This window comes from Streptosporangium sp. NPDC006930, assembly GCF_040635605.1.
Taxonomy (GTDB): domain Bacteria; phylum Actinomycetota; class Actinomycetes; order Streptosporangiales; family Streptosporangiaceae; genus Streptosporangium.
In genome coordinates, this window is sequence record NZ_JBEYID010000025.1 from 54,800 (window position 1) to 76,502 (window position 21,703).

Consider the following 21,703-nt stretch of genomic DNA (forward strand, 5'->3'; position numbering starts at 1 on the left):
GCTGATCCGGGCGATGGACGCCGGATGCGACGACCTGGTGGCGTGCGCGGAAAGTTCGTGCTGCCCACTGCCGTTCCATCTGTCGGGACTCTCTCACGAGGCGCACTCAGGAGTCGGGCCGCTCGGAACCGGCCGACCGGGCGGCGGCGGGGCGGTCGGGAGAGGTCGGCTGCGCGGGGATCCGGTGCTCGGCGGTGCCGGGCCGCACCGCCTCGGCACCGTCCTCGGCGTGCGACGGCGCGGGGGACGCGGGGGCCGGGTCGTCCGCGGGCGCGGGATGGTCCGCGGTGGCCGGTCGCGCGGCGCGCCCGGGGATGACCGGCTGCGGGGGCAGGTCGGAGGTGACCGGACGGCCGGAGAGGTCGGGGGCGGACGGCTGCGGGGGAATGTCGGTGGCGAGCGTCTGTGAGGGGGCGGCGTGGGTGGGGGAGGTGGCCCCGGTGGCGGCCGGGTCGTACATGCCGGCGGAGGGGGGAACCTCCACCACCATGGTGTCGGCAGGGCCGGGGGTCGACTCCAGGACGGCCCGCGCGTGGTCCATGTGGGAGGCCGCGACCAGCACGTCGTAGCGGCCGGCGACGATCGCGCTGCGCGAGGCGAAGTCCCGCTTGCCGCCGGTGAAAAGGTGGTTGATGAACCCGAACGCGGCTCCCATCACGGCCCCCCACAGGGCCGCCCAGAGCACGAGGACGAAGAACGACATCGTGGTCGAGGTGAACAGGCCGAGGAACATTCCCACCACGGCGCCGAAGGCCGCGCCGCTTCCGGCTCCGGTGAGCGCGGCCCGCCCGTTGGTCATCCTGCCGGTGACGGTCTCCTCGAGTTTCAGGTCGCTGCCGACGATCGCCACGTTCTCTACGGGGAAGCCCGCGTCGGATAGCCCGTCCACGGTTCGCTGTGCCGCGAGGTAGTTGTCGTAGCCTGCCAGGACCCTCCGGTCCACGACGACCTGCGTGTCCAGGCCGGTGGGCGTTCCATTCATGTCCGCTCGCCTTTCGGTGGTGGAAGATGGCTCGACGAGCCGACTACCCCGTGGCGGTAGGAGGATGCGTGTCCTTTCCCGGGATCTCGACCTCTACGGCGAGATCCCGGGAAAACGGTGTCCCGCGCCGTCGGGTGGATCACCAACTCTGGTGGAGCGGCATTCCCTCGGTGTAGCCGGACGAGCTCTGGACGCCGATCACCGCGCGCTGGTGGAACTCCTCCAGGGTGGAGGCCCCCGCGTAGGTGCACGAGGAACGCAGACCGGCCACGATGGCGTCGATCTGGTCCTCGACGCTGGGCATGGCCGGGTCGAGATACATTCTGGAGGTCGAGATTCCCTCCTCGAACAGGGCCTTGCGCGCCCGGTCGAAGGGGGAGTCCTCCGCCGTGCGGAGTCTCACCGCCCGGGCCGAGGCCATGCCGAAGTTCTCTTTGTACTTGCGCCCGTCGGCGGCGGTACGGGTGTCGCCCGGCGACTCGTAGGTGCCCGCGAACCACGAGCCGATCATCACGTTGGACGCCCCCGCGGCCAGGGCGAGGGCGACGTCGCGGGGATGGCGGACGCCGCCGTCGGCCCACACGTGGCGGCCCAGCCCGCGGGCCTCGGCGGAGCACTCCAGCACGGCGGAGAACTGCGGGCGGCCCACGCCGGTCATCATCCGGGTGGTGCACATCGCCCCGGGGCCGACGCCGACCTTCACGATGTCCGCCCCCGCCTCGACGAGATCCCGCACGCCCGCGGCGGTGACGACGTTGCCCGCCGCGACGGGCACGTCGGGGCCGAGCGCGCGGACCGCCCTCAGGGCGCTGATCATCTTCTCCTGGTGGCCGTGGGCGGTGTCCACGACCAGGCAGTCCACCCCGGCGTCGAGGATCTCCTTGGCCTTGGCGGCCACGTCGCCGTTGACTCCGACGGCCGCCGCGACGCGGAGCCTGCCCGAGTCGTCGACGGCAGGCCGGTACAGGGTGGCGCGCAGCGCGCCCGTCCTGGTCAGGATGCCGACCAGCCGGCCGTCCGCGTCCACGACGGGGGCGAGCCGGTGACGGCCCTCGTGGAGGCGGTCGAAGGCCTCGCGCGGGTCGAGCCCTGCGGGCAGCGTGAGCAGGTGGTCGGACATCACCTGGGAGAGCTGGGTGTACATGTCCACGCCCGAGCAGTCGCTCTCGGTGACCACGCCGGCCGGGCGGTTGTCCCAGTCGACGATGATGATCGCGCCGTGGGCCCGCTTGGGCAGCAGGTTGAGCGCCTCTCCGACGGTGTCGTGCGGGGTGAGCGTGAGCGGTGTGTCGTGGACGAGGTCGCGTTTCTTGACCCAGTCGACGACGTCGGTGACCACGTCGATCGGGATGTCCTGCGGGATCACGGTGATCCCGCCCCGCCGCGCGATGGTCTCCGCCATCCGCCGCCCCGCCACCGCCGTCATGTTGGCGACCACGACGGGGATGGTGGTTCCGGTGCCGTCCTGGCTGGAGAGGTCGACGGCGAGCCGCGAGCCGACGGAGGAGAGCGACGGAACCATGAAGACGTCGCTGTAGGTCAGGTCGTAGGCCGGTGCCATCTCATTGAGGAATCTCACGTTGCTCCACCTTATGCCGTGAATTGCCGGATATGAGCGTTCCCCTTTTCCCGGCCTTCGAAGAGGACTGGCAGCTCGGAGCGGGGACTAGGATCCGATTTGCGTGAATAAGTGGATGGCCATGAGGAGGCATTGTGATCGTGGTTGATCGGCCCGAGATGCTCGTCGTAGGTCATGCCGTACGGACGTCGAACGCCGACGAGACGGAGCCTGGCCGGGGGAGGCTCGGCGTGCTCTGGGCGCGGGCGGGGTCCCCGGGGGCGTTCGCCCATGTGCCGGGACGGGTCGACGAGAACATCTACGCGGTGCTCACCGACTACGAGAGTGACCACCACGGTGCCTACACCCAGATCGTCGGGGTCGCCGTGCGCAGTGCCGCGGCGCTGCCCGAGGGGATGGTGGCGGTACGGGTGCCGGGGGTGCCGTCGCTGAAGGTCGAGGTCCGCGGGCCGATGCCGGGTGTCCTGCTGGAGGGGTGGCAGCAGCTGTGGAAGCACACCGAGTCGGGAGGCACCCCGCCGAGGGCCTTCACCACCGACCTGGAGGTGCACCACCCGGGGGGAGCCGACATCTACGCGGCGGTCCTGTCCCCGATGCGCTGAGCGGGGCCGTTCCCGGCACGCCGGGCGGAGCGGCCGGGGTCCCCGCGGCCGCTCCGGGTCCTTCCCTCGTGTTCCCTCGTGCCGGTTTCTCCCGGTCGGGGCCATTTGCGGGGACGGGCTCAGTCCTCGTCACCGGGCGGGTCGGGCAGCCGCCAGCCGGAGACGACCAGCGGGAGCACGAAGTGCGTCAGGGCCAGGGCGAGCGTCAGCGCGAAGGACGCGTCCCCCGGCATGGAGTATTCGCGACCCAGTGCGACGCCCAGGGCGAGGGCCATGACGAAGACGGCGGCCAGGATGCCCGTCGTGAGCCGGTGGGCGATGGCGACGGTCCGCAGGCGCTCGCCCACCTGGCGCTCGTCCAGGTCGCGCTCGGATTGTGAGGAGGGTGCCTGGGGCGCGGAAGCCGACCGGACCGGTGGAGCGGAGCGGGCCCCGGAACGGCGATGGGCCGCCCGTGTCTCGGGTGGGGGTCGTTCCGTTCAAGCCTCGGGAGAGGCCGTTTCACTGCCAGGCGGGGCGGTCCAGGCCGCCGGCGGTCAGCCCTCCTGCCCCCACAGGGGCTCGGGGATCTCGAAGCCCACGTCCTGGCCCCACCGGTTGCGGTAGCTCACCTCGTGCGCGGGGCGGCGGGGTGCGACGCCCCAGCGTCCGGTGGGGTAGCCGAAGGTGACCGTGCAGGCCAGGGTCCAGCCCTTGCCCTCGGGCACGCCGAGCACCCGCAGCGTCTCCTCGGCGTGGAAGATGCCGAGCACGCTGGTCAGCGCGCTGCCCACCCCGTGGGCGCGGGCGGCGAGCTGCGCGCTCCATACCGAGGGGAAGATCGAGCCGCCGGACGGGTCGTTGCGGACGAACGCGAACAGCAGCAGCGGATAGCCCTCGAAGTGGTCGGCCAGGTACTGGGCCGACTTCAGGACGCTGAGCGTCCGGGTGTCGCCCTCGGCCTCGGCCTTCTCGCGCATCGGCCGGTAGTGGCCCTCGAAGAGCTGTCCGAGCGCGTCCCTGTAGAGAGGGCCGAGCCGTTCCTTCACCGCGAGGTCGTCGACGAGCAGGAAGCGCCAGCTCTGCACGTTGCCGCCGCTGGGCGCGCGGACCGCGGCGTCCAGGATGCTTCGCTGGACCTCCTCGGGGATCGGGTCCGGCCTGACCCTGCGCATCGCCCTGGTGGTGTAGAGGGCCTCGAAAACGTCCATCAGGCCAGCACCCCCGCTTCGCGCAGCCGTGTCGCGGTCTCGTCGGCCAGGCCCCAGGAGGAGAGGTCGTCCAGCCGGGTGGAGGGGGAGAGGTCCTGCTCGGGCGCGCCGAGCAGGCGTGGCGTGGGCGCGGGCTGTCTGATCCCGCCGATCTCGACGAAGGTGCCCCTCGCCTTGTTGTGCGGGTGATCCGCGGCCTCGCCCATCTCCAGCACGGGGGAGACACAGGCGTCCGTACCGTCGAAAACCGCCTCCCACTCGGCGCGGGTTCTGGATCGGAACGCCTCGGCGAGTCGCTCGCGGAGCGCGGGCCACCGCGACCTGTCGTCTCGGTCGGGCAGGTCCTCCAGGCCCATCAGGGTGATCATCTCCGTCCAGAACTGCGGCTCCAGCGCGCCGACGGCCATGTATCCGCCGTCGGCGGTCTCGTAGGTGTCGTACATCGGCGCGCCGGTGTCCAGCAGGTTCGTGCCGCGCGGGCCCCAGCCGCCGGTCTGCACGCCGTGGCAGAACATCGCGAACAGCGTCGCCGCGCCGTCCACCATGGCGGCGTCGATCACCTGTCCCACGCCGGTCCGCTCGCGTTCGATCAGCGCCAGCAGCACGCCGTACGCGAGCATGAGGCCGCCTCCCGCGAAGTCGCCGAGGATGTTGATCGGCGGGGTGGGGCGCTCGCCCGCGCGGCCCAGCATCGACAGCGCGCCGGAGACGGCGATGTAGTCGATGTCGTGCCCCGCGGTCGGGGCGAGCGGGCCGTCCTGGCCCCAGCCGGTCATCCGCCCGTAGATCAGGCGCGGGTTGACCGCGTGCAGGTCGGCCGGGCCGATGCCGAGGCGTTCGGCGACTCCCGGCCGGAAGACGTCGACGACCACGTCGGCCCGGCGGGCCAGCTCCTTGAACGCGGCGACCCCCTGGGGGGACTTGAGATCCAGGCCGACCGTCCGCTTGCCCCGGTCCATCACGTCGGCGCGCGGCCTGTCCCCGGCCTTGGCGACGACGCTCACGCGATCGACGCGCAGCACCTCGGCCCCGTGGTCGGCAAGCATCATCCCGGCGAACGGCCCGGGGGCCAGTCCCGCCAGTTCGAGCACGCGGACTCCGGCCAGCGGGCCCTTCCTGGTCACGCGCTCCATCGACATTCTCCTCGGGGGTCGCCGGTTCTCTGCGGGTACGGCGTTGACGAGCAATCACTTGGTCGTGAACACTGCCGTCCCTCTCGCCACAGTAGAACAACATTCGACTTTCGATGGCAAGACACATCGCCAGGAGCCGCGTGAGGCCCGCGCGTGTATGGGAAACTTGCGCCCTCTCCGAATGGTACCTAGGGGTCTTACGATGACATATCCGCACAGTGAACGGGTGGTCGCTGGGCGCTATCGATTGCTGCGAGAGCTCGGCCGGGGCGGGATGGGCGTGGTGTGGGAAGGCCACGACACCCTCCTCGGCCGCTCGGTCGCCGTCAAGGAGGTGCTCCTGCCGCCCAACCTCTCCCCGGCCGAGCACCAGGTCCAGCTGACCCGCACCTCCCGCGAGGCCAGGACCGCGGCGAGGCTCAACCACCGGGGCATCGTGGCGATCTACGACGTGGCGGAGCAGGACGGCCGCCCCTGGATCGTGATGGAGCTGGTCAGGGCGCGCGGGCTGGACGAGGTCGGCCGGCTGCCGGTGCGCCAGGTCGCCGACATCGGCCGCCAGGTCCTGTCGGCCCTGCGCGCGGCCCACGAGGCGGGGATCCTGCACCGCGACGTCAAGCCGAGCAACATCCTGCTGGACACCGAGGGACGCGCGGTGCTCTCCGACTTCGGCATCGCCACCGTCGAGGGCGACACCTCGCTCACCCAGACGGGCATGGTGACGGGCTCGCCCAGCTTCCTGCCGCCCGAGCGCGCCACCGGCGTCGACGCCGGCCCCTGGTCGGACCTGTGGGCACTCGGCGCCACCCTTTACGCGGCGCTGGTCGGCAGGGGGCCCTTCGAGCGCCGCGACGCCATCTCCACCCTCAGCGCGCTCCTCACCGAGGAGCCCGACTTCGGTCCGGTACCTCCGGAGATGCGAGCGGTGCTCACCGGCATGCTCCAGCGGGAGCCCGCCCACAGGCTGACCGTGCGGCAGGCCGACGCGATGCTGGCGGAGGTGATCGACAACCCGTCGGCCGCGGCCCGCCGCACCGGGGAGACCGTCGTCCGCCCCGCGGCAGGAGGCAGGGGGCACCGTACGGAGGAGAGCTTCGGCCACGCCGGCAGGACCTCCCAGAACAGGCACGAGACCGGGATCTCGGCTGCCTCCGGGCGTCGAGGGGGAGGGCGGCTCCCCCTCATCCTGGGGGCCGTCGTGGCCCTGGCCGCGGGGGGCGCCGCGGCGGCCGTGGCGATGTCGCGGTCCGACCAGCAGCCGGTGGCGCGTTCCGTGCCCACGGTCGCCCAGACCGAGCCGACGCCGGTGGAGCAGACCACGTCGCCGACGCCCACCCCGACCCCGACTGCCACCCCGACTCCGACCCCGACCAGAACGACGGCGCCCGCCGGAGGGCTGAAGGTGTGGCGGGCACGTCCCCCGGAGAACTGGTCGATTAGCTACCCGGCCGGATGGAGCGGTGACTGGGCGGCCGAGACGGGATACACCCAGTGGCTGCGTCGCGACGGGGCAGCCCACATGTCGGTGGAGCCGCTGGAGGGAGACGCCGACGGACTGGAGGCACTCCAGGAGGTCGTGAGGGAGAACGCGGCCCAGTGGAGCGAGATCCACTCCGAGGACACGGTCAGCATCCCCCTCGCCTACGGGGCCGGGCTCCAGTGGGAGTTCACCTGGAGCATGAAGGACGGCGGGGGAGCACCCTGGGCCAGGTCCGGGGTGACCTATCACGAGGTGCGGCGGTTCGTCGCGGTGGGCAACTCGGTGCTGGTGCTCAGCTGGACCACCCACGAGGCCGACTGGGACACCCAGCGTGCCCTCATGACCCGCGTGTTCAACAGCTTCCACCCCCGTGGAGGTGAGTGACATGCCCTGGAAGGTGCTCGCGCTGCCGCCGCTCCCCGAGGAGGCGGTGCGCAACCTGCTCGGCTCGCTCGGCGACCGGATCGCCGTCTCGGTTCCCGCGACCCGAGACAGAAAGTCGCTGCTCGCCGCACTCGGCGACGCCGAGATCGTGGTCGGCGACTGGAGCGGCGGGCTCACCCTGGACGCCGAGGCCGTCCGGGCCGCGCCGGACCTGGCGTTCGTGCAGCAGCCCTCCGTGGGGGTGGACGGCCACGATCTCGCCGCGCTCGCCGCGGCGGGCGTGCCGCTGGCCAACACCGCGGGGGTGAGCGCGATCGGGGTGGCCGAGTGGTGCCTCGCCGCCGCCCTCGCGCTGTCGCGGCGGCTGCTCGACGCCGACGCGGCGGTCCGCGCGGGACGCTGGCCACAGCTGGACCTCGGCCCCGCCGAGCTGTACGGGTCGCGCGTCGGCATCGTCGGGTTCGGCCCGATCGGCGAGGCCGCCGCCCGGATGTTCGCCGCCCACGGATGCGAGGTCTCCTACTGGACCCGTACGCCGCGCGAGGTGCCCTACACCTACAGAGAGCTCGGTGATCTCGTCGCGAGCTCCCACGTGCTCGTTCTGGTCATCCCGCTGACGGAGGAGACCAGGGGGATGATCGACCCCTCCCTGATGCCCTCGGGCTCGCTGCTCGTGAACGCGGCGAGGGGACAGGTGGTCGACTCGGCGGCGCTGCTGGCGGCCCTGGAGTCCGGGCACCTGGGTGGCGCCGCGCTCGACGTGTTCGACACCGAGCCGCTGCCGCCGGACGACCCGCTGCGCACCGCTCCCCGGGTCCTGCTCTCGCCGCACGTGGCCGGGGTGACCCCTCAGTCGACCGGCCGCCTGATCCGGTGCGTGCTGGACAACCTGGAGGCCGCGATCGAGGGCCGTCCGGTGACGAATGTGGTCAACGGGGTTGATGCGGTGGTCGGTCGAAGATCACTGGAAGAGCGGTCGTAGAGTTTTCTCGTGTTTAACGCGTCCCACCTGGTTCCGGAGACATCCGAGATATAGCGTGCCTAGGGGCGATCTTTCTGATGAGGTCATGGGGGTGATTACCGTGCGACAGACGACAGGAATGCCGGCGCACCGGCAGGCGGTGGAACAGATCAGGGCGTCCTACGCCGCCATCCCGCAGGACGCGGCGCCCCGGCTCTCCAAGGCCACCACGAACCTGTTCCGGTTCAGGGACGGCGCCCGCTCGGCGAAGCTGTCGGCCAAAGACCTGGACCAGGTGATCGAGGTCGACCCGGTGGCGATGACCGCCGAGGTCCAGGGGATGACCACCTACGAGAACCTGGTGGACGCCACGCTCGCCCACGGGTTCATGCCGCACGTCGTGCCGCAGTTGAAGACGATCACGCTGGGCGGGGCGGTGACGGGGCTCGGCATCGAGTCCACCAGCTTCAGGGACGGGCTGCCGCACGAGTCGGTGGAGGAGCTGGAGATCCTCACCGGTGACGGACGGATCGTCGTGGCCCGTGACGACAACGAGCACCGCGACCTGTTCCGCGCGTTTCCCAACTCCTACGGCACGCTCGGCTACGCCCTGCGGATCCGGATCAAACTCAAGCGCGTTCAGCCCTACGTCAGGCTGACCCACATCCCGTTCGGCGACGCCGACAAGTGCATGCTCGCGATGCGGGAGATCTGCGAGCGCGGCGAGTACGAGGGCGAGCGCGTCGACTTCGTGGACGGCACGTTCTTCGAGCCCGGCGAGCTCTACATCACGGTGGGCCGCTTCGCCGAGCGTGCCCCGTACCTCTCCGACTACACCGGGATGCGCATCTACTACCGGTCGATCCAGACCAGGACCCGTGACTGGCTCACCGTGCGCGACTACCTGTGGCGCTGGGACACCGACTGGTTCTGGTGCTCGCGTGCCTTCGGCGTGCAGACCGCGCTGGTGCGGTCCCTGATGCCGCGCAAGTGGATGCGCTCGGACGTCTACCGCAGGCTCGTCGGTCTCGACCGCAAGTACGGAGTGATCGCCAAGGTCGACCGCTGGCGCGACCTGCCCGTGCAGGAGTCGGTCATCCAGGACATCGAGGTTCCCGTCGAGCGCGGTGCCGAGTTCCTGGAGTTCTTCCACACCAAGGTCGGGATGGCGCCGGTCTGGATGTGCCCGCTGAGGTCCACGGGCGAGTGGCCGCTCTACCCGCTGGAGCCGGGACGGCTTTACGTCAACTTCGGCTTCTGGGGAACGGTGCCGCTCCCCAGGGGGCAGTTCGACGGCTATCACAACCGTCTGATCGAGAATCGGGTCCACGAGCTGGAGGGGCATAAATCGCTGTACTCCACTTCGTTTTACCCAGAAGATGAATTTTGGCGGTTTTATAACGGAACTGCCTACTGGCCGGTCAAGCGGGCATACGACGGGGGTGGCCGGTTGCTCGATCTCTACGACAAGTGTGTTCGGGGGCGTTAGTAGGAGAGGTTGTTTCTGTGTCGCTCGCAGAGATCTTCGAGAAGGTCATGGGGCCCGAGGCGGACGTGCGCTTCGTCGCCTACGACGGAAGCAAGGCCGGACCGGACGGTGCCGACATCAGCGTCGAGGTGAAAACCCCGGCGGCCGTCGCCTACCTGGCGCAGGCACCCGGAGAGCTGGGTCTGGCGAGGGCGTACGTGTCAGGACATCTCGACGTCCACGGTGACATGTACACCCTGCTGTCCCGCATGTGGTCGCTCACCGTCAACGACATCCCGGTCGGGCAGAAGCTCTCGGCCGTTCGAGCCATCGGGGTCCGCCCGCTGCTGACGCGAATGCCGCCGCCTCCGCAGGAGGTGCGGCGCAGCGTGCTCGCCCGGATGGGCAGCAGGCACGCCAAGCAGCGTGACGCCGAAGCCATCCACCACCACTACGACGTCTCCAACAAGTTCTACTCGTGGGTGCTCGGCCCTTCCATGGCCTACACCTGCGCGGTCTTCCCCGAACAGGACTCCACGCTGGAGGAGGCGCAGCTCGCCAAGTTCGAGCTCGTCGCCCGCAAGCTGGCACTCAAGCCCGGCATGAGGCTGCTGGACGTCGGCTGCGGCTGGGGCGGCATGGTCATCCACGCCGCCCGCGAGTACGGTGTGAAGGCGCTGGGTGTCACGCTCTCGCGCCAGCAGGCCGAGTGGGCGCAGAAGGCCATCGCCGAGGCCGGTCTCGGTGAGCTCGCCGAGGTCCGCCACATGGACTACCGCGACGTGCCGGAGACCGGCTTCGACGCCGTCAGCTCGATCGGCCTGACCGAGCACATCGGCAAGGACCAGTTGCCCTTCTACTTCCGTTTCCTTTACGACAAGCTCGTCCCCGGCGGCCGGCTGCTCAACCACTGCATCACCCGCCCGACGGGAACGGAGAAGACGCTCAACGCCGGTGGGTTCATCAACCGCTACGTCTTCCCCGACGGAGAGCTGGAGTCGGTCGGCTACCTGGCCCGCCAGATCGAGGACACCGGCTTCGAGATCCGCCACGAGGAGAACCTGCGCGAGCACTACGCGCAGACCCTCCGCTTCTGGTGCTCCAACCTCGACGACCACTGGGACGAGGCGGTCCAGGAGGTCGGCGAGGGCACGGCACGGGTCTGGCGCCTCTACATGGCGGCCTGCGTGGTCGGCTTCGAACGCAACAAGATTCAGCTTCACCAGATCCTCGGAGTGAAGCTCCACGACGACGGCAGGGCCGGCGTCCCGCTCCGCCCCTCGACCGACTGGCCCTGATCTCCGGAACACCCGCTCACGCGCGGGTTCCGGGAGGCACGTCGCGTGCCTCCCGGAACCGGCGCCGCCGCCGTGCTCTCATCGGCCGCAGGCCTCTCACCTCTCAGCGGAGCTCGCGCTTGAGGATCTTCCCGGTCGCGGTCATCGGCAGGGCGTCACGGAACTCGATGATCCGCGGATACTTGTACGCGGCCATGTTCTCCCTGCTCCAGGCGACGAGCTCGTCCTCGGTGATCGTCGCGCCGGGGGTGCGGATGACGTACGCCTTGACCTCCTCGCCGTGCGAGTCGTGGGCGACCCCGACCACCGCCGCGAGGGAGACCTCGGGATGGGTGATCAGGACCTCCTCCAGCTCGCGCGGGTAGACGTTGAAACCACCCCGGATGATCATGTCCTTCACCCGGTCGATGATGGCGTAGTAGCCGTCGGCGTCGCGGGTGGCGATGTCGCCGGTGCGGAACCAGCCGTCCCTCATGACCTCGGCGGTCGCCTCGGGCCGGTTGTAGTAGCCCTTCATGACGTTGTGACCGCGGATCGCGATCTCGCCGGGCCCCTCACCCTCGATCGTCTTCCAGTCGGCGTCGATCAGCTTCATCTCCACCCCCCAGATCGGGGTGCCGATCGAGCCGGGCTTGCTGGGCCTGCCCGGCTGGTTGAAGCTGGCCACCGGGGAGGTCTCCGACAGGCCGTAGCCCTCCAGGATCCCGATCCCGAAGGTCCTCTCGAAGTCCTTCAGCACCTCGACGGGGGAGGAGGCGCCACCGGCGGCCGCGACCTTGAGCGAGGTGGGCACCTCGTCGCCGTCCGCGTGGATCTTCGACAGCATGGCCCAGTACATGGTCGGCACGCCCGCGAACAGCGTGACGTTCTCGGCGCGCATCAGCTCCAGGGCCGGGCCCGGCTCGAAGCGCGGCAGGAGCACGATGGTCGCCTGGCGCCGGAACCCGGCGTTCATGACGACGGTCTGCCCGAAGGAGTGGAAGAGCGGCAGCACCGCCAGGTAGGCGTCGCCGCCCTCGGTCCGAGGGAACATCTCATCGGAGACCATGGCGTTGAGCAGCATGTTCTGGTGGCTGAGCTCGGCGCCCTTGGGCTGGCCCGTCGTGCCGCTGGTGTACAGGATCACCGCGGTGTCGTCGGGCGAGGTCTGCACGGTCTCGAACTCGCCGGACACGCCGTCCAGCGCCGCCCACAACGTCTCCCCGTACTCGGACTCGGTGGCGAACGCGGTGGCGGGCAGGACGAGGAAGTGTTCCGCCGATGACTCCTCGAAGCCCGCCCTCCCTCGCTCGCCCAGCGGCAACTCGGGGGTGCCCTCGAAGCAGAACAGCGCCTTGGCCTGCGAGTCCTCCAGGTGGTAGGCGATCTCTCTGGACTGCAGCAGCACGTTGAGCGGCACGACCGTCGCGCCGGTCTTGAGGATCCCGTAGTAGACGAAGGGGAAGTAGGGCAGGTTGGGGCAGGCCAGCGCCACCTTGTCGCCCTTACCGATCCCCCGGGAGACCAGTAGGTTGGCAACCTGGTTCGCGATGGTGTTGACCAGGGAGTACGGCAGCCGCAGGTCACCGAAGACCAGTGCGGTGCGGTCGGGGGCCTCCCGGGCGCTGTCCTCCAGGGCGATCGACAGGTTGAGCATCGTGCGTCCTCCTCCAAGCGGGCTCTGACTTTGCTCATACTGGCAGTCAGAGATACCGACCGGTAGGTAGCGCGGCCACGAATTGACTGGCAAAGCGTGGGGGAGTAAGCAGATGAGAGCGCGCTTACGGGGAGATGAGCCGGTCGTCTGTGTGATGAGAGGTCATTGAGCGTGGAGTACGACTACGTCATCGTGGGCGCGGGGTCGGCCGGATGCGTGCTGGCCAACCGTCTTTCCGCCGACCCTCACGCGAGGGTCGCCCTCATCGAGGCGGGTGGTTCCGACCGGAGACTCGAGGTCCGGATGCCCGCCGCCTTCGCCAAGCTGTTCAAGACCGAGTGCGACTGGGACTTCACCACCGTCGGGCAACCCGAGCTGTCCGGCAGGGAACTCTACTGGCCGCGCGGCCGGATGCTCGGCGGGTCCTCCTCGATGAACGCCCAGATGTGGGTGCGCGGGCATCGCGCCGACTACGACGGATGGAACGTGCCAGGCTGGTCCTACGAGGAGGTCCTTCCGTACTTCCGCAGGGCCGAGCGCCGCACGGGCTCCAACCGTGGAGACGTGTACGGCACGAAGGGCCCGATCCACATCTCGGAGCTGCGCTCCCCGAACCCCGCCACCGCGCTCTTCCTGCGGGCCTGCGAGGAGTTGGGCATCACGCGCCTGGACGAGCTCAACGGCCCCTCCAATGAGGGCTGCTCGCCGACACCCGTCACCCAGCACAGGGGCCGCCGCTGGAGCTCCGTCGACGCCTACCTCGCCCCTGCGGCCGGGCGCCCCAACCTCACCGTGCTGACCTCCTCGCGCGTACGCCGGGTGCTCGTCGAGGACGGGCGGGCGACCGGGGTGGAGTACGGCGACGGCGACGCAGCGGTGGCGCGGGCGCGCGGAGAGGTCATCCTGTCGGCCGGGGCGATCGGCTCACCGCACCTGCTGATGCTGTCGGGCATCGGCCCGGTGGACGAGTTGCTGGCCGCGGGCGTCGAGCCGGTCCACGAACTGCCCGAGGTCGGAGCCAACCTCCAGGACCATCTCGCCTCGGGCGTCTTCCTGCACTGCCTCAAGCCGATCACCCTCGCCGGTGCCGAGGCGCCCGGCAACCTGTTCCGCTTCCTGGCCCAAGGCCGGGGCATGCTCACCTCCAACGTCGGCGAGGCCGTGGCGTTCATCCGCACCTCGGACGAGGAGCCCGCCCCCGACATCGAGCTGATCTTCGCTCCCGGGTCGTTCATCGGCCACGGCCTCACCCCGCCGCCCGGGCACGGCCTGACCATCGCCTCGGTCCTGCTCCGGCCGGAGAGTCGAGGCCGCCTCTCGCTGGACGGCGAGGACGTCGTGATCGACCCCGGCTACCTGACGGCGCGGGCCGACGTCCGCCGTCAGGTAGCCGGGCTGCGCAAGGCCGGGGAACTGTTCGCCACCGAGGCGCTCCGGCCACTCGCGGGACCCCCGATGGACCCGTACTGGGGTCCGAGGACCGAGGAGGGGCTCGTTCGCTGGATCCGCGAACGCAGCGAGACCCTCTACCATCCGGTCGGCACCTGCCGGATGGGTGAGGATCCCGGATCGGTGGTGGATTCCGCCCTGAGGGTGAGGGGGATCGCCGGTCTGAGGGTGGTCGACGCCTCGATCATGCCGGTCATCCCCCGGGGGCACACCCACGCGCCCACCGTGATGATCGCCGAAAGAGCCGCCGACCTCGTCGCCGGGGACTCGTTGAGGCGTTGAGGCGCGAGGTGCCGGGGCGCTGTGCGTTGTGACGTCGGTCACCGGACGCCTCCCGCGTACCGGTCGCGCGGGAGGACCGGCTTGGCCGGGCTCCGGCCTTCCTTTCGCAGGGGCGCAGGGGGGAGCATGTTCTCCAGGCCGGGCGCTTCCCGCATCAGGAGTGCTCCGGGAAAGGCGACGACCTCGTTCTGTGCTGGTTGAGGTGAGGGTCCTGTGGCAGGATCCAAGAAACAGAACGCGGTTCTAGTGGAGGCTGGCGTGACGGTTTCACTCGCGGACATCGACCTGTCGGACATCTCCTTCTGGGAGCGGCCGATGGCGGAGCGGGAGGCCGCCTTCGCGGTGCTTCGCGCGCAGCCGGGCCCCGTCCTCTTCGCCGAGCCCGAGATCCCCTTCGCCCCGCCGGGCCCCGGCTACTACGCCCTCGTGCGGCACGCGGACATCATCGAGGCGAGCCGCCACCCCGACGTCTTCTCCTCGGGCCGGGGGGCGACGTCCATCCAGGACCTCGGCCCCGACTTCGGCGAGTACTTCGGCTCGATGATCAATATGGACGACCCCCGGCACGCGAGGCTGCGCAGGATCGTCTCCAGGGCGTTCACGCCAAAGATGATCAAGCAGTTCGAGGTCGACGTCGAGGCCGCCGCCGTGCGGATCGTGGACGATCTGATCGCGAAGGGTCCCGGCTGTGACTTCGTGACCGAGGTGGCGGCGAAGCTGCCCTTGAAGATCATCTGCGACATGATGGGCATCGGCCCCGAGCACTACCAGGCGGTCTTCGACGCCACGAGCATCATCCTGTCGGGCGGCGACCCCGAGTTCATCGCCGATGTCAGCCGCGCCGCCGAGCTGCTCCTCGGCGCGGGACAGGGGCTCCAGGACCTCGTCGTCTCCCTGGCCGCCGAGGGCGGAGACAACCTCACCACCGCACTGACCAGCGCCAACATCGACGGTGAGAAGCTGACGATGCAGGAGCTCGGCTCGTTCTTCATCCTGCTGGTGGTGGCGGGCAACGAGACCACCCGCAACGCCATCTCGCACGGTCTGCACCTGTTCAGCGAGAACCCCGACCAGCGGGCACTGCTGCTCGAAGACTTCGAAGGGCGCCTGCCCGGTGCCGTCGAGGAGATCGTCCGCCTCGCCTCGCCCGTCGCCTGGATGCGCCGCAGCCTCACCCGCGACTACGAGATGAACGGCCACCTCTACCGCGAAGGTGAGAAGGTCCTGCTGTACTACTGGGCCGCCAACCGCGACGAGAGCGTCTTCACCGACCCGCACCGCTTCGACATCCAGCGCACCGAGGGCCCGCACATCGGCTTCGGCGGGCCAGGGCCGCACTTCTGCCTCGGCGCCCACCTGGCCCGCCGCGAGATCACCGTGATGTTCCGCGAGCTGTTCACCCGCCTGCCCGACATCCGTTCCGAAGGGGAGCCCGACCGTCTGCGCTCCAGCTTCATCAACGGCATCAAGCGCATGAGGTGCACCTTCTAGCCTTCCGTGACTTTCCGGCGCTCCTCGACCTTCGGGACGGGCGCGGTGCTCACCGCTCCAGCGCGCGGATCGACTTGAAGACGGTGTTGATGTCGGGGAGCAACTCCTTCTTGCTGTCCGGCACCGACATGTAGACGATCGCGGGCAGGTCGGCGCCGGTGCTCACGGCGGCCACGACCATGGTCGTCTTCGAGTCGCCCGCGGTGATCTCATACGCGGCGAGCTGGCCGGGCAGGCCGTTCACCGACAGGGTCTGCTGGGCGGTCTTGCGGGCGGTGTTTCCCTCGGGGAAGAACTTGTTGCGCCCGCTGGAGGCGACCGCGTTGATCACCGGTGCGAGGTTCTCGGGCGAGGTGTACTTCGCCTTCAAACGCGGTGAGAGGGGGCCCGACATCAGCTGGGCGAACTGGGTCTTGCCCGTGGAGTCCGCGCCCGCCGGGAGATACTGGCGGGTCGTGAAGCCGTAGCTGGCGGGCATGCCGGGACGCTGGTCCTGCCGCCAGGGGGCGCCGAGTTGGGCCAGGGTGATCCCCGCCTGCTGGTCGGTGAGCGTACCTGCCACCGGTGAGGCGTCGCCGGTGAAGCGCGGCAGACGGCCGATGGCGGCGGGCTTGGTCGACTTCTGGGTCGCCGCGGGCTTGGGGTCGGAGGGGATCTCCTCGTCGGCCGAGGCAAGCGGCCCGGCCAGGAAGGCCCAGAGCACCGCGCCGAGCAGCGCGATGGCCACGGATCCGGCGAGCGCGAAGATCCAGACCGGTCGGCCCCGCTCCCCGTCCTCCTCGTCCTCGATGGCCTGGTAGTTGTCGCCGAAGACCGTGTTCCACAACTCCTGCTGGCGCTCCGGCGGAGGCGTCTTCGGGCCGCTGATCTGACCCGCGGTGACGAACGGCTTGTTCGGGTCGGACGGGTCGCGGCTCAGGTGATGACCAGGCTGGCCAGGGTGGTTCACCTGACCAGGCTGAGGCTGACCCTGCTGGGGGCCGCCCTGTCGAGGGTCGGCTCCGGGGTGAACAGGGGGTGCTCCCAGAGCCGAGGACGCGTTGGGAGCCTCCGCGTTCGCCGCGGCCAGGGCCCACATGGCGGGGTTGTCGGGCACGCCGTAACCGCGCCGGGCGTTTTCGCCGCCGGAGTCGCCGCCGTTCTGGACACCGTTCGGGTGGCCGCCATCGGGTGAGGTGCCGCCGAAGGGGGTGGCGCCGGGGTGGGAACCCTGAGCGGTGCCGGGTAGGGCGCCGCCGGAGCGAGCGGCCGGAGCGTCACCGTTCGCCCAAGCGGGGGAGAACGTCGAGGTGGGGGCCTCGGCGAACCCCGCGTTTCCCGGGGAGGCCGGGGGCCAGGTGTCACCGCCCGCCGGAGAGGCGGGCGGCCAGGGGGCGTTCTCCGCCTGCGCCGGCGGCCACGCGTTGTTCTCCGCCGAGGGGCGACCGGAGGGCTCGTGCCCCGGTGCGGTGGCCTGCCACGTCTCCCCCGCCGCGCCGGAGCCCTGCCGCTGGGCGTTCCCCTGCGGGCCGGTCGCCTGTGCCCAGCTGTCGGCCTGCGGGTTTTGTGTGCGGCCGTCGCTGTGGGGTGGGGTGGGGGGCCAGGTGTCGTTGGGGGTGCCTGCTTGGGGCCAGCCGCCGGAGGAGTCTGCCGGGGGAGTCTGGCCCTGGTCGCCGTTGTGGGACTGGGGGGAGGTGGGCTGCGGCCATCCGTTGCCGTTCCCGGGTGGGGTCTGGTGCGGGTTGTCGGTGCCCTGCGGGCCCGATGCCTGCGTCCAGCTGTCGGCCTGTGAACCGGATCCCTGCGCCCAGCCGTCGTTGTTCTGCGGGGCTGACGCCTGTGCCCAGCTGTCGGCCTGTGAACCGGATCCTTGCGCCCAGCCGTCTGCTTGAGAGCCGGAACCCTGGGGTCGGCTGTCGGTCTGGGGAGCCGAGGCCTGTGCCCAGCCGTCTGCTTGCGGGCTGGTCGCCCGTGCCCAGCTGTCGGCCTGTGAACCGGATCCCTGCGCCCAGCCGTCGTTGTTCTGCGGGGCTGACGCCTGTGCCCAGCCGTCAGCCTGAGGTGTGGTCGCCTGTGCCCAGCCGTCGTTGTTCTGCGGGGCCGACGCCTGCGCCCATCCGTCGTTGCGCGGGCTGAAGGCATCCGGCCAGCTGCTGACCTGAGGGGTGGTCGCCTGTGCCCAGCCGTCGTTCTGCGGGGCTGAGGCTTGCGCCCAGCTGTCTGCCTGCGGGCTCTGCGGGCGACCGTCGCTCTGGGGCGGGGTGTTCTGGGACCGGCCGCCGCCGGGGATGTCGGCCTGAGGGGTGGAGGCGCGCTGTCCTCCGCCGGGTGAGGTCTGCCAGGAGGAGCCGTTGCCGCTTTGTTGTTCATCTTGCGGGAGGGGCAGCCGGGGTCCGGTGCCAAGCGAATCGTTCGACCACGAGGGCGACGGCTCGGCAGCCTCCGGCCATGCCGAAGGCAGGTGGGACTGGCTGGACTGCTCCGAGGCCATGCTTTCCTTACCTCCCGCGCGGGTGCCCGAATTAGGCGTATTGGGCATGGTCTCACGTGAGACGGGGGGGTTCGCAGGGAAACTGGAGAACGCTCCCCTGAACTGGAGTCCGGTGGGATCGGTCGGTGGATCCTGCATGGGCAGGCCGACCTCCATCGGATCCGGGCCCTGCCCCGGCTCTGCTGAATGTGCCACGGTTAGAAGAGTAAACGCGAGAGACATACGAGGTCACAACAGGCGTATAGCCATCGGGTCTCGTTGCCCCGGGGAGAACGGGAGCCTCCATTCTGCTGACCTGGCCGGATCCTGTCTCCTGTTTGCCGTGATCGGCCCTGTTTTCGCTGGCCACGAATACGCCTTGCGGGCTGCGATAGTCTTGCCCTATGCGTGCCGCGACCCTGCTTATCGGGCCGCATCGGCCTTCCCGTCCCTGAGCGCCCTGCCGATGCGGCTGCCCTCCGCGTGAGCGGGGGGTTTTTGCATTGGGCCGGACGGGTCAGACCATCCACGCAGGCATACCCCGAGGAAGATCGACGTGAGCGAGCGAGCCGACATGCAGAGCGACGAGCAGCACTATGACCCGCAGGCCCTGCAGGTCAAGTGGCAGCGCAGGTGGGAGGAACTGGATCCCTTCCGGGCCTCCGACGACCCCGCCGACCCGCGCGAGCGGCGCTACATGCTCGACATGTTCTCCTATCCCTCGGGCGACCTGCACATGGGGCACGCCGAGGTGTTCGCCCTGGGTGACGTCATCTCCCGCTACTGGGTCCAGCGCGGCTACAACGTGCTGCACCCCGTCGGCTGGGACTCCTTCGGCCTGCCCGCCGAGAACGCCGCGATCAAGCACAACGCGCACCCGGCGGAGTGGACCTACGCCAACATCGAGACCCAGGCCAACTCCTACAGGCGCTACGCGATCTCCTTCGACTGGTCCCGCCGTCTGCACACCAGCGACACCTCGTACTACAAATGGACCCAGTGGCTCTTCAACCGCTTCTTCGAGCGTGGTCTGGCCTACCGCAAGGGCGGCCTGGTCAACTGGTGCCCGAACGACCAGACCGTGCTCGCCAACGAGCAGGTCAAGGACGGCAGGTGCGAACGCTGTGGCGCCGAGATCGTCCGTCGCGAGCTGACCCAGTGGTATTTCAAGATCACTGATTACGCCGACCGGCTGCTGGACGACATGTCCCTGCTGGAAGGCGGCTGGTCCGAGCGTGTGCTGACGATGCAGCGCAACTGGATCGGCCGCTCCGAGGGTGCCGACGTCGACTTCGTGATCGAGGGCCGGGACGAGCCGGTCACCGTCTACACCACCCGTCCCGACACCCTGTACGGCGCCACCTTCTTCGTGGTCGCCCCGGACGCGCCGCTGGCCGAGGAGATCGTCACCGACGACCGGCGCGAGGCATTCGAGGCATACCGGGGCGAGGTGTCCAAGCTGTCCGACATCGACCGGCTGTCCACCGAGAAGGAGAAGACCGGCGTCTTCCTGGGCCGGCACGCGATCAACCCGGTCAACGGTGAGCGCATGCCGGTCTGGGCGGCCGACTACGTGCTGTCCGACTACGGCCACGGCGCCATCATGGCCGTGCCCGCCCACGACCAGCGCGACCTGGACTTCGCCCGTACCTTCGACCTGCCGGTACGGGTGGTCGTGCACACCGGCCTGGCCGATCCCGGCGAGACCGGTGTCGCCACCACCGGTGACGGCGCGATGGTCAACTCCGGCCCGCTGGACGGCCTGGCCAAGGCCGAGGCGATCCGGAAGATCATCGAGGTGCTGAGCGAGCGGGGCACCGGTCACTTCACGGTCAACTTCCGGCTGCGTGACTGGTTGCTGTCCCGCCAGCGCTTCTGGGGCTGCCCGATCCCGATCATCCACTGCGCCGACTGCGGCGAGGTCCCCGTCCCCGACGACCAGCTGCCCGTCACGCTGCCCGACATGCGTGGCGAGGCCCTGGCGCCCAAGGGCATCTCTCCGCTCGCCTCGGCCGAAGACTGGGTCAACGTCTCCTGCCCCAAGTGCGGCGGCCCGGCGAAGCGCGACACCGACACGATGGACACCTTCGTCGACTCCTCGTGGTACTTCCTGCGCTACGTCGACCCGGCCTACGACGAGGGGCCGTTCGACGTCGAGCGCGTGCGCAGGTGGGGTCCGATCGACCAGTACATCGGCGGCGTCGAGCACGCCGTGCTGCACCTGCTGTACGCCAGGTTCTTCACCAAGGTCCTGCACGACATGGGAATGATCGACTTCGTCGAGCCCTTCACCCGCCTGCTGAACCAGGGGCAGGTCATCAACCAGGGCAAGGCGATGTCCAAGTCGCTGGGCAACGGCGTCGACCTGGGCCAGCAGATCGACGCCCACGGTGTCGACGCGGTCAGGCTGACCGTCGTCTTCGCCGGACCTCCCGAGGACGACATCGACTGGTCCGACGTCTCCCCGGCGGCCTCGCAGAAGTTCCTCGCCCGCGCGTTCCGCGTCATGGCCGAAGCCGGCGCGGCCTCCGCGCCCGGCGTCGACGTCACCGCGGGAGACCTGAACCTGCGCAAGGTCGTCCACCACACCATCGACGAGGTCACCAAGCTGGTCGAGTCCCACCGCTTCAACGTCGCGGTGGCCCGCATGATGGAGCTGACGAGCGCAGCACGCAAGGCCATCGACTCCGGCCCCGGTGCCGCCGACCCGGCGGTCAGGGAGGCCGCCGAGACCCTAGCGGTCATGCTGTCCCTGGTCGCGCCGTACGCGGCGGAGGAGGGCTGGGAGCGGCTGGGACACGCCGCCTCGGTCGCCACCGCGGGCTGGCCGGTGGCCGACCCGGCGCTGCTGGTCCAGGAGTCGGTCACCTGCGTCGTCCAGGTCGCGGGCAAGGTGCGCGACCGGCTGGAGGTCTCCCCGGAGATCTCCGAGGCGGACCTGGAGTCGCTGGCCCTGCGGTCGGAGAAGGTTCAGCCCTTCCTCTCCGGCACGCCGCGCAAGGTGATCGTCCGCGCACCCAAGCTGGTCAACATCGTGCCGTAGTCGTCCCGCGTGCTCTCGGGCCGCTGACGACGGACGGCTGAGTGACTGTCATGGCCGCGGCCGTCCCGCGTGCTCACGGGGTCGCTACGAACTCGGGGTGCCCTTGCGAGGGCATCCCGGGGGGCGCGCGTCAGCTCGGCCGGTGTGTCCCCGTGACCACTTCAGGGGAGAATCCGCACCGCTTCAAGCGGCGGGCCTCCATCTCGGCCTCGCCGGGTGGGTTCCCGTGCCCGCCGACGAGAGATCTTCCCGGGGATGTCCCATCACCTGAGAACG

At 70.0% G+C, this 21,703-nt stretch carries 15 protein-coding genes; 8 read left to right on the plus strand and 7 right to left on the minus strand.

The window, feature by feature from the left end:
• Nucleotides 1-106 precede the first annotated feature (106 nt).
• Both ABZ664_RS32835 and ABZ664_RS32840 read right to left on the minus strand, forming a co-directional pair.
• Complete coding sequence (locus ABZ664_RS32835; protein ID WP_362518665.1) at nucleotides 107-982, minus strand: general stress protein; 876 nt, start codon at nucleotides 980-982, stop codon at nucleotides 107-109.
• 139 nt (nucleotides 983-1,121) lie between these two features.
• Nucleotides 1,122-2,561 (minus strand): GuaB1 family IMP dehydrogenase-related protein, encoded by a 1,440-nt coding sequence (locus ABZ664_RS32840; RefSeq protein ID WP_362518670.1) that lies wholly within the window; start codon nucleotides 2,559-2,561, stop codon nucleotides 1,122-1,124.
• Between the two features lie 134 nt (nucleotides 2,562-2,695).
• Between ABZ664_RS32840 and ABZ664_RS32845 the strand changes: the two genes are divergently transcribed.
• A complete protein-coding gene (locus ABZ664_RS32845; RefSeq protein WP_362518673.1) occupies nucleotides 2,696-3,163 on the plus strand; it encodes a GyrI-like domain-containing protein in 468 nt (155 codons plus the stop codon).
• A 119-nt stretch (nucleotides 3,164-3,282) separates the two neighbouring features.
• Here ABZ664_RS32845 and ABZ664_RS32850 read toward each other — a convergent pair whose 3' ends face one another.
• The 3 genes from ABZ664_RS32850 to ABZ664_RS32860 all read right to left on the minus strand — a co-directional run bounded on the left by ABZ664_RS32850 (nucleotide 3,283) and on the right by ABZ664_RS32860 (nucleotide 5,486).
• Entirely contained in the window at nucleotides 3,283-3,510 is a 228-nt protein-coding gene (locus ABZ664_RS32850) for a hypothetical protein (protein ID WP_362518676.1), read from the minus strand.
• A 189-nt stretch (nucleotides 3,511-3,699) separates the two neighbouring features.
• Complete coding sequence (locus ABZ664_RS32855; RefSeq protein WP_362518679.1) at nucleotides 3,700-4,353, minus strand: nitroreductase family protein; 654 nt, start codon at nucleotides 4,351-4,353, stop codon at nucleotides 3,700-3,702.
• Nucleotides 4,353-5,486, minus strand: a complete 1,134-nt coding sequence (locus ABZ664_RS32860; RefSeq protein WP_362518681.1) for a CaiB/BaiF CoA-transferase family protein — start codon at nucleotides 5,484-5,486, stop codon at nucleotides 4,353-4,355. The genes ABZ664_RS32855 and ABZ664_RS32860 overlap by 1 nt, the downstream gene beginning before the upstream one ends.
• A gap of 202 nt (nucleotides 5,487-5,688) precedes the next feature.
• On the opposite strand from ABZ664_RS32860, the gene ABZ664_RS32865 reads away from it, so the two are divergent.
• The 4 genes from ABZ664_RS32865 (at nucleotide 5,689) to ABZ664_RS32880 (ending at nucleotide 11,077) form a co-directional block, all read left to right on the plus strand.
• Nucleotides 5,689-7,350 (plus strand): serine/threonine-protein kinase, encoded by a 1,662-nt coding sequence (locus ABZ664_RS32865; RefSeq protein WP_362518683.1) that lies wholly within the window; start codon nucleotides 5,689-5,691, stop codon nucleotides 7,348-7,350.
• A 1-nt stretch (nucleotide 7,351) separates the two neighbouring features.
• The gene (locus ABZ664_RS32870; protein ID WP_362518686.1) at nucleotides 7,352-8,332 is read left to right on the plus strand and encodes a 2-hydroxyacid dehydrogenase; all 981 of its coding nucleotides are present in this window, start codon (nucleotides 7,352-7,354) and stop codon (nucleotides 8,330-8,332) included.
• A 118-nt stretch (nucleotides 8,333-8,450) separates the two neighbouring features.
• Nucleotides 8,451-9,800, plus strand: coding sequence for an FAD-binding oxidoreductase (locus ABZ664_RS32875; RefSeq protein ID WP_362518879.1), 1,350 nt, complete (start codon nucleotides 8,451-8,453; stop codon nucleotides 9,798-9,800).
• Between the two features lie 17 nt (nucleotides 9,801-9,817).
• A complete protein-coding gene (locus tag ABZ664_RS32880) occupies nucleotides 9,818-11,077 on the plus strand; it encodes a class I SAM-dependent methyltransferase (RefSeq protein WP_362518689.1) in 1,260 nt (419 codons plus the stop codon).
• A 103-nt stretch (nucleotides 11,078-11,180) separates the two neighbouring features.
• Here ABZ664_RS32880 and ABZ664_RS32885 read toward each other — a convergent pair whose 3' ends face one another.
• Nucleotides 11,181-12,713 (minus strand): long-chain fatty acid--CoA ligase, encoded by a 1,533-nt coding sequence (locus ABZ664_RS32885; RefSeq protein ID WP_362518692.1) that lies wholly within the window; start codon nucleotides 12,711-12,713, stop codon nucleotides 11,181-11,183.
• A gap of 171 nt (nucleotides 12,714-12,884) precedes the next feature.
• Here ABZ664_RS32885 and ABZ664_RS32890 point away from each other — a divergent pair, with 171 nt between their 5' ends.
• Nucleotides 12,885-14,444, plus strand: a complete 1,560-nt coding sequence (locus ABZ664_RS32890; protein WP_362518883.1) for a GMC family oxidoreductase N-terminal domain-containing protein — start codon at nucleotides 12,885-12,887, stop codon at nucleotides 14,442-14,444.
• A gap of 315 nt (nucleotides 14,445-14,759) precedes the next feature.
• Nucleotides 14,760-15,935, plus strand: coding sequence for a cytochrome P450 (locus ABZ664_RS32895; protein ID WP_362518887.1), 1,176 nt, complete (start codon nucleotides 14,760-14,762; stop codon nucleotides 15,933-15,935).
• Nucleotides 15,936-15,984: 49 nt separating this feature from the next.
• On the opposite strand, the gene ABZ664_RS32900 is transcribed toward ABZ664_RS32895, so the two are convergent.
• Nucleotides 15,985-18,405: a hypothetical protein gene (locus ABZ664_RS32900; protein ID WP_362518695.1), complete on the minus strand. Its 2,421-nt coding sequence runs from the start codon at nucleotides 18,403-18,405 to the stop codon at nucleotides 15,985-15,987.
• A gap of 553 nt (nucleotides 18,406-18,958) precedes the next feature.
• Here ABZ664_RS32900 and leuS point away from each other — a divergent pair.
• Nucleotides 18,959-21,427 (plus strand): leucine--tRNA ligase, encoded by a 2,469-nt coding sequence (leuS, locus tag ABZ664_RS32905; protein WP_362518892.1) that lies wholly within the window; start codon nucleotides 18,959-18,961, stop codon nucleotides 21,425-21,427.
• The last annotated feature ends 276 nt before the right edge of the window (nucleotides 21,428-21,703 follow it).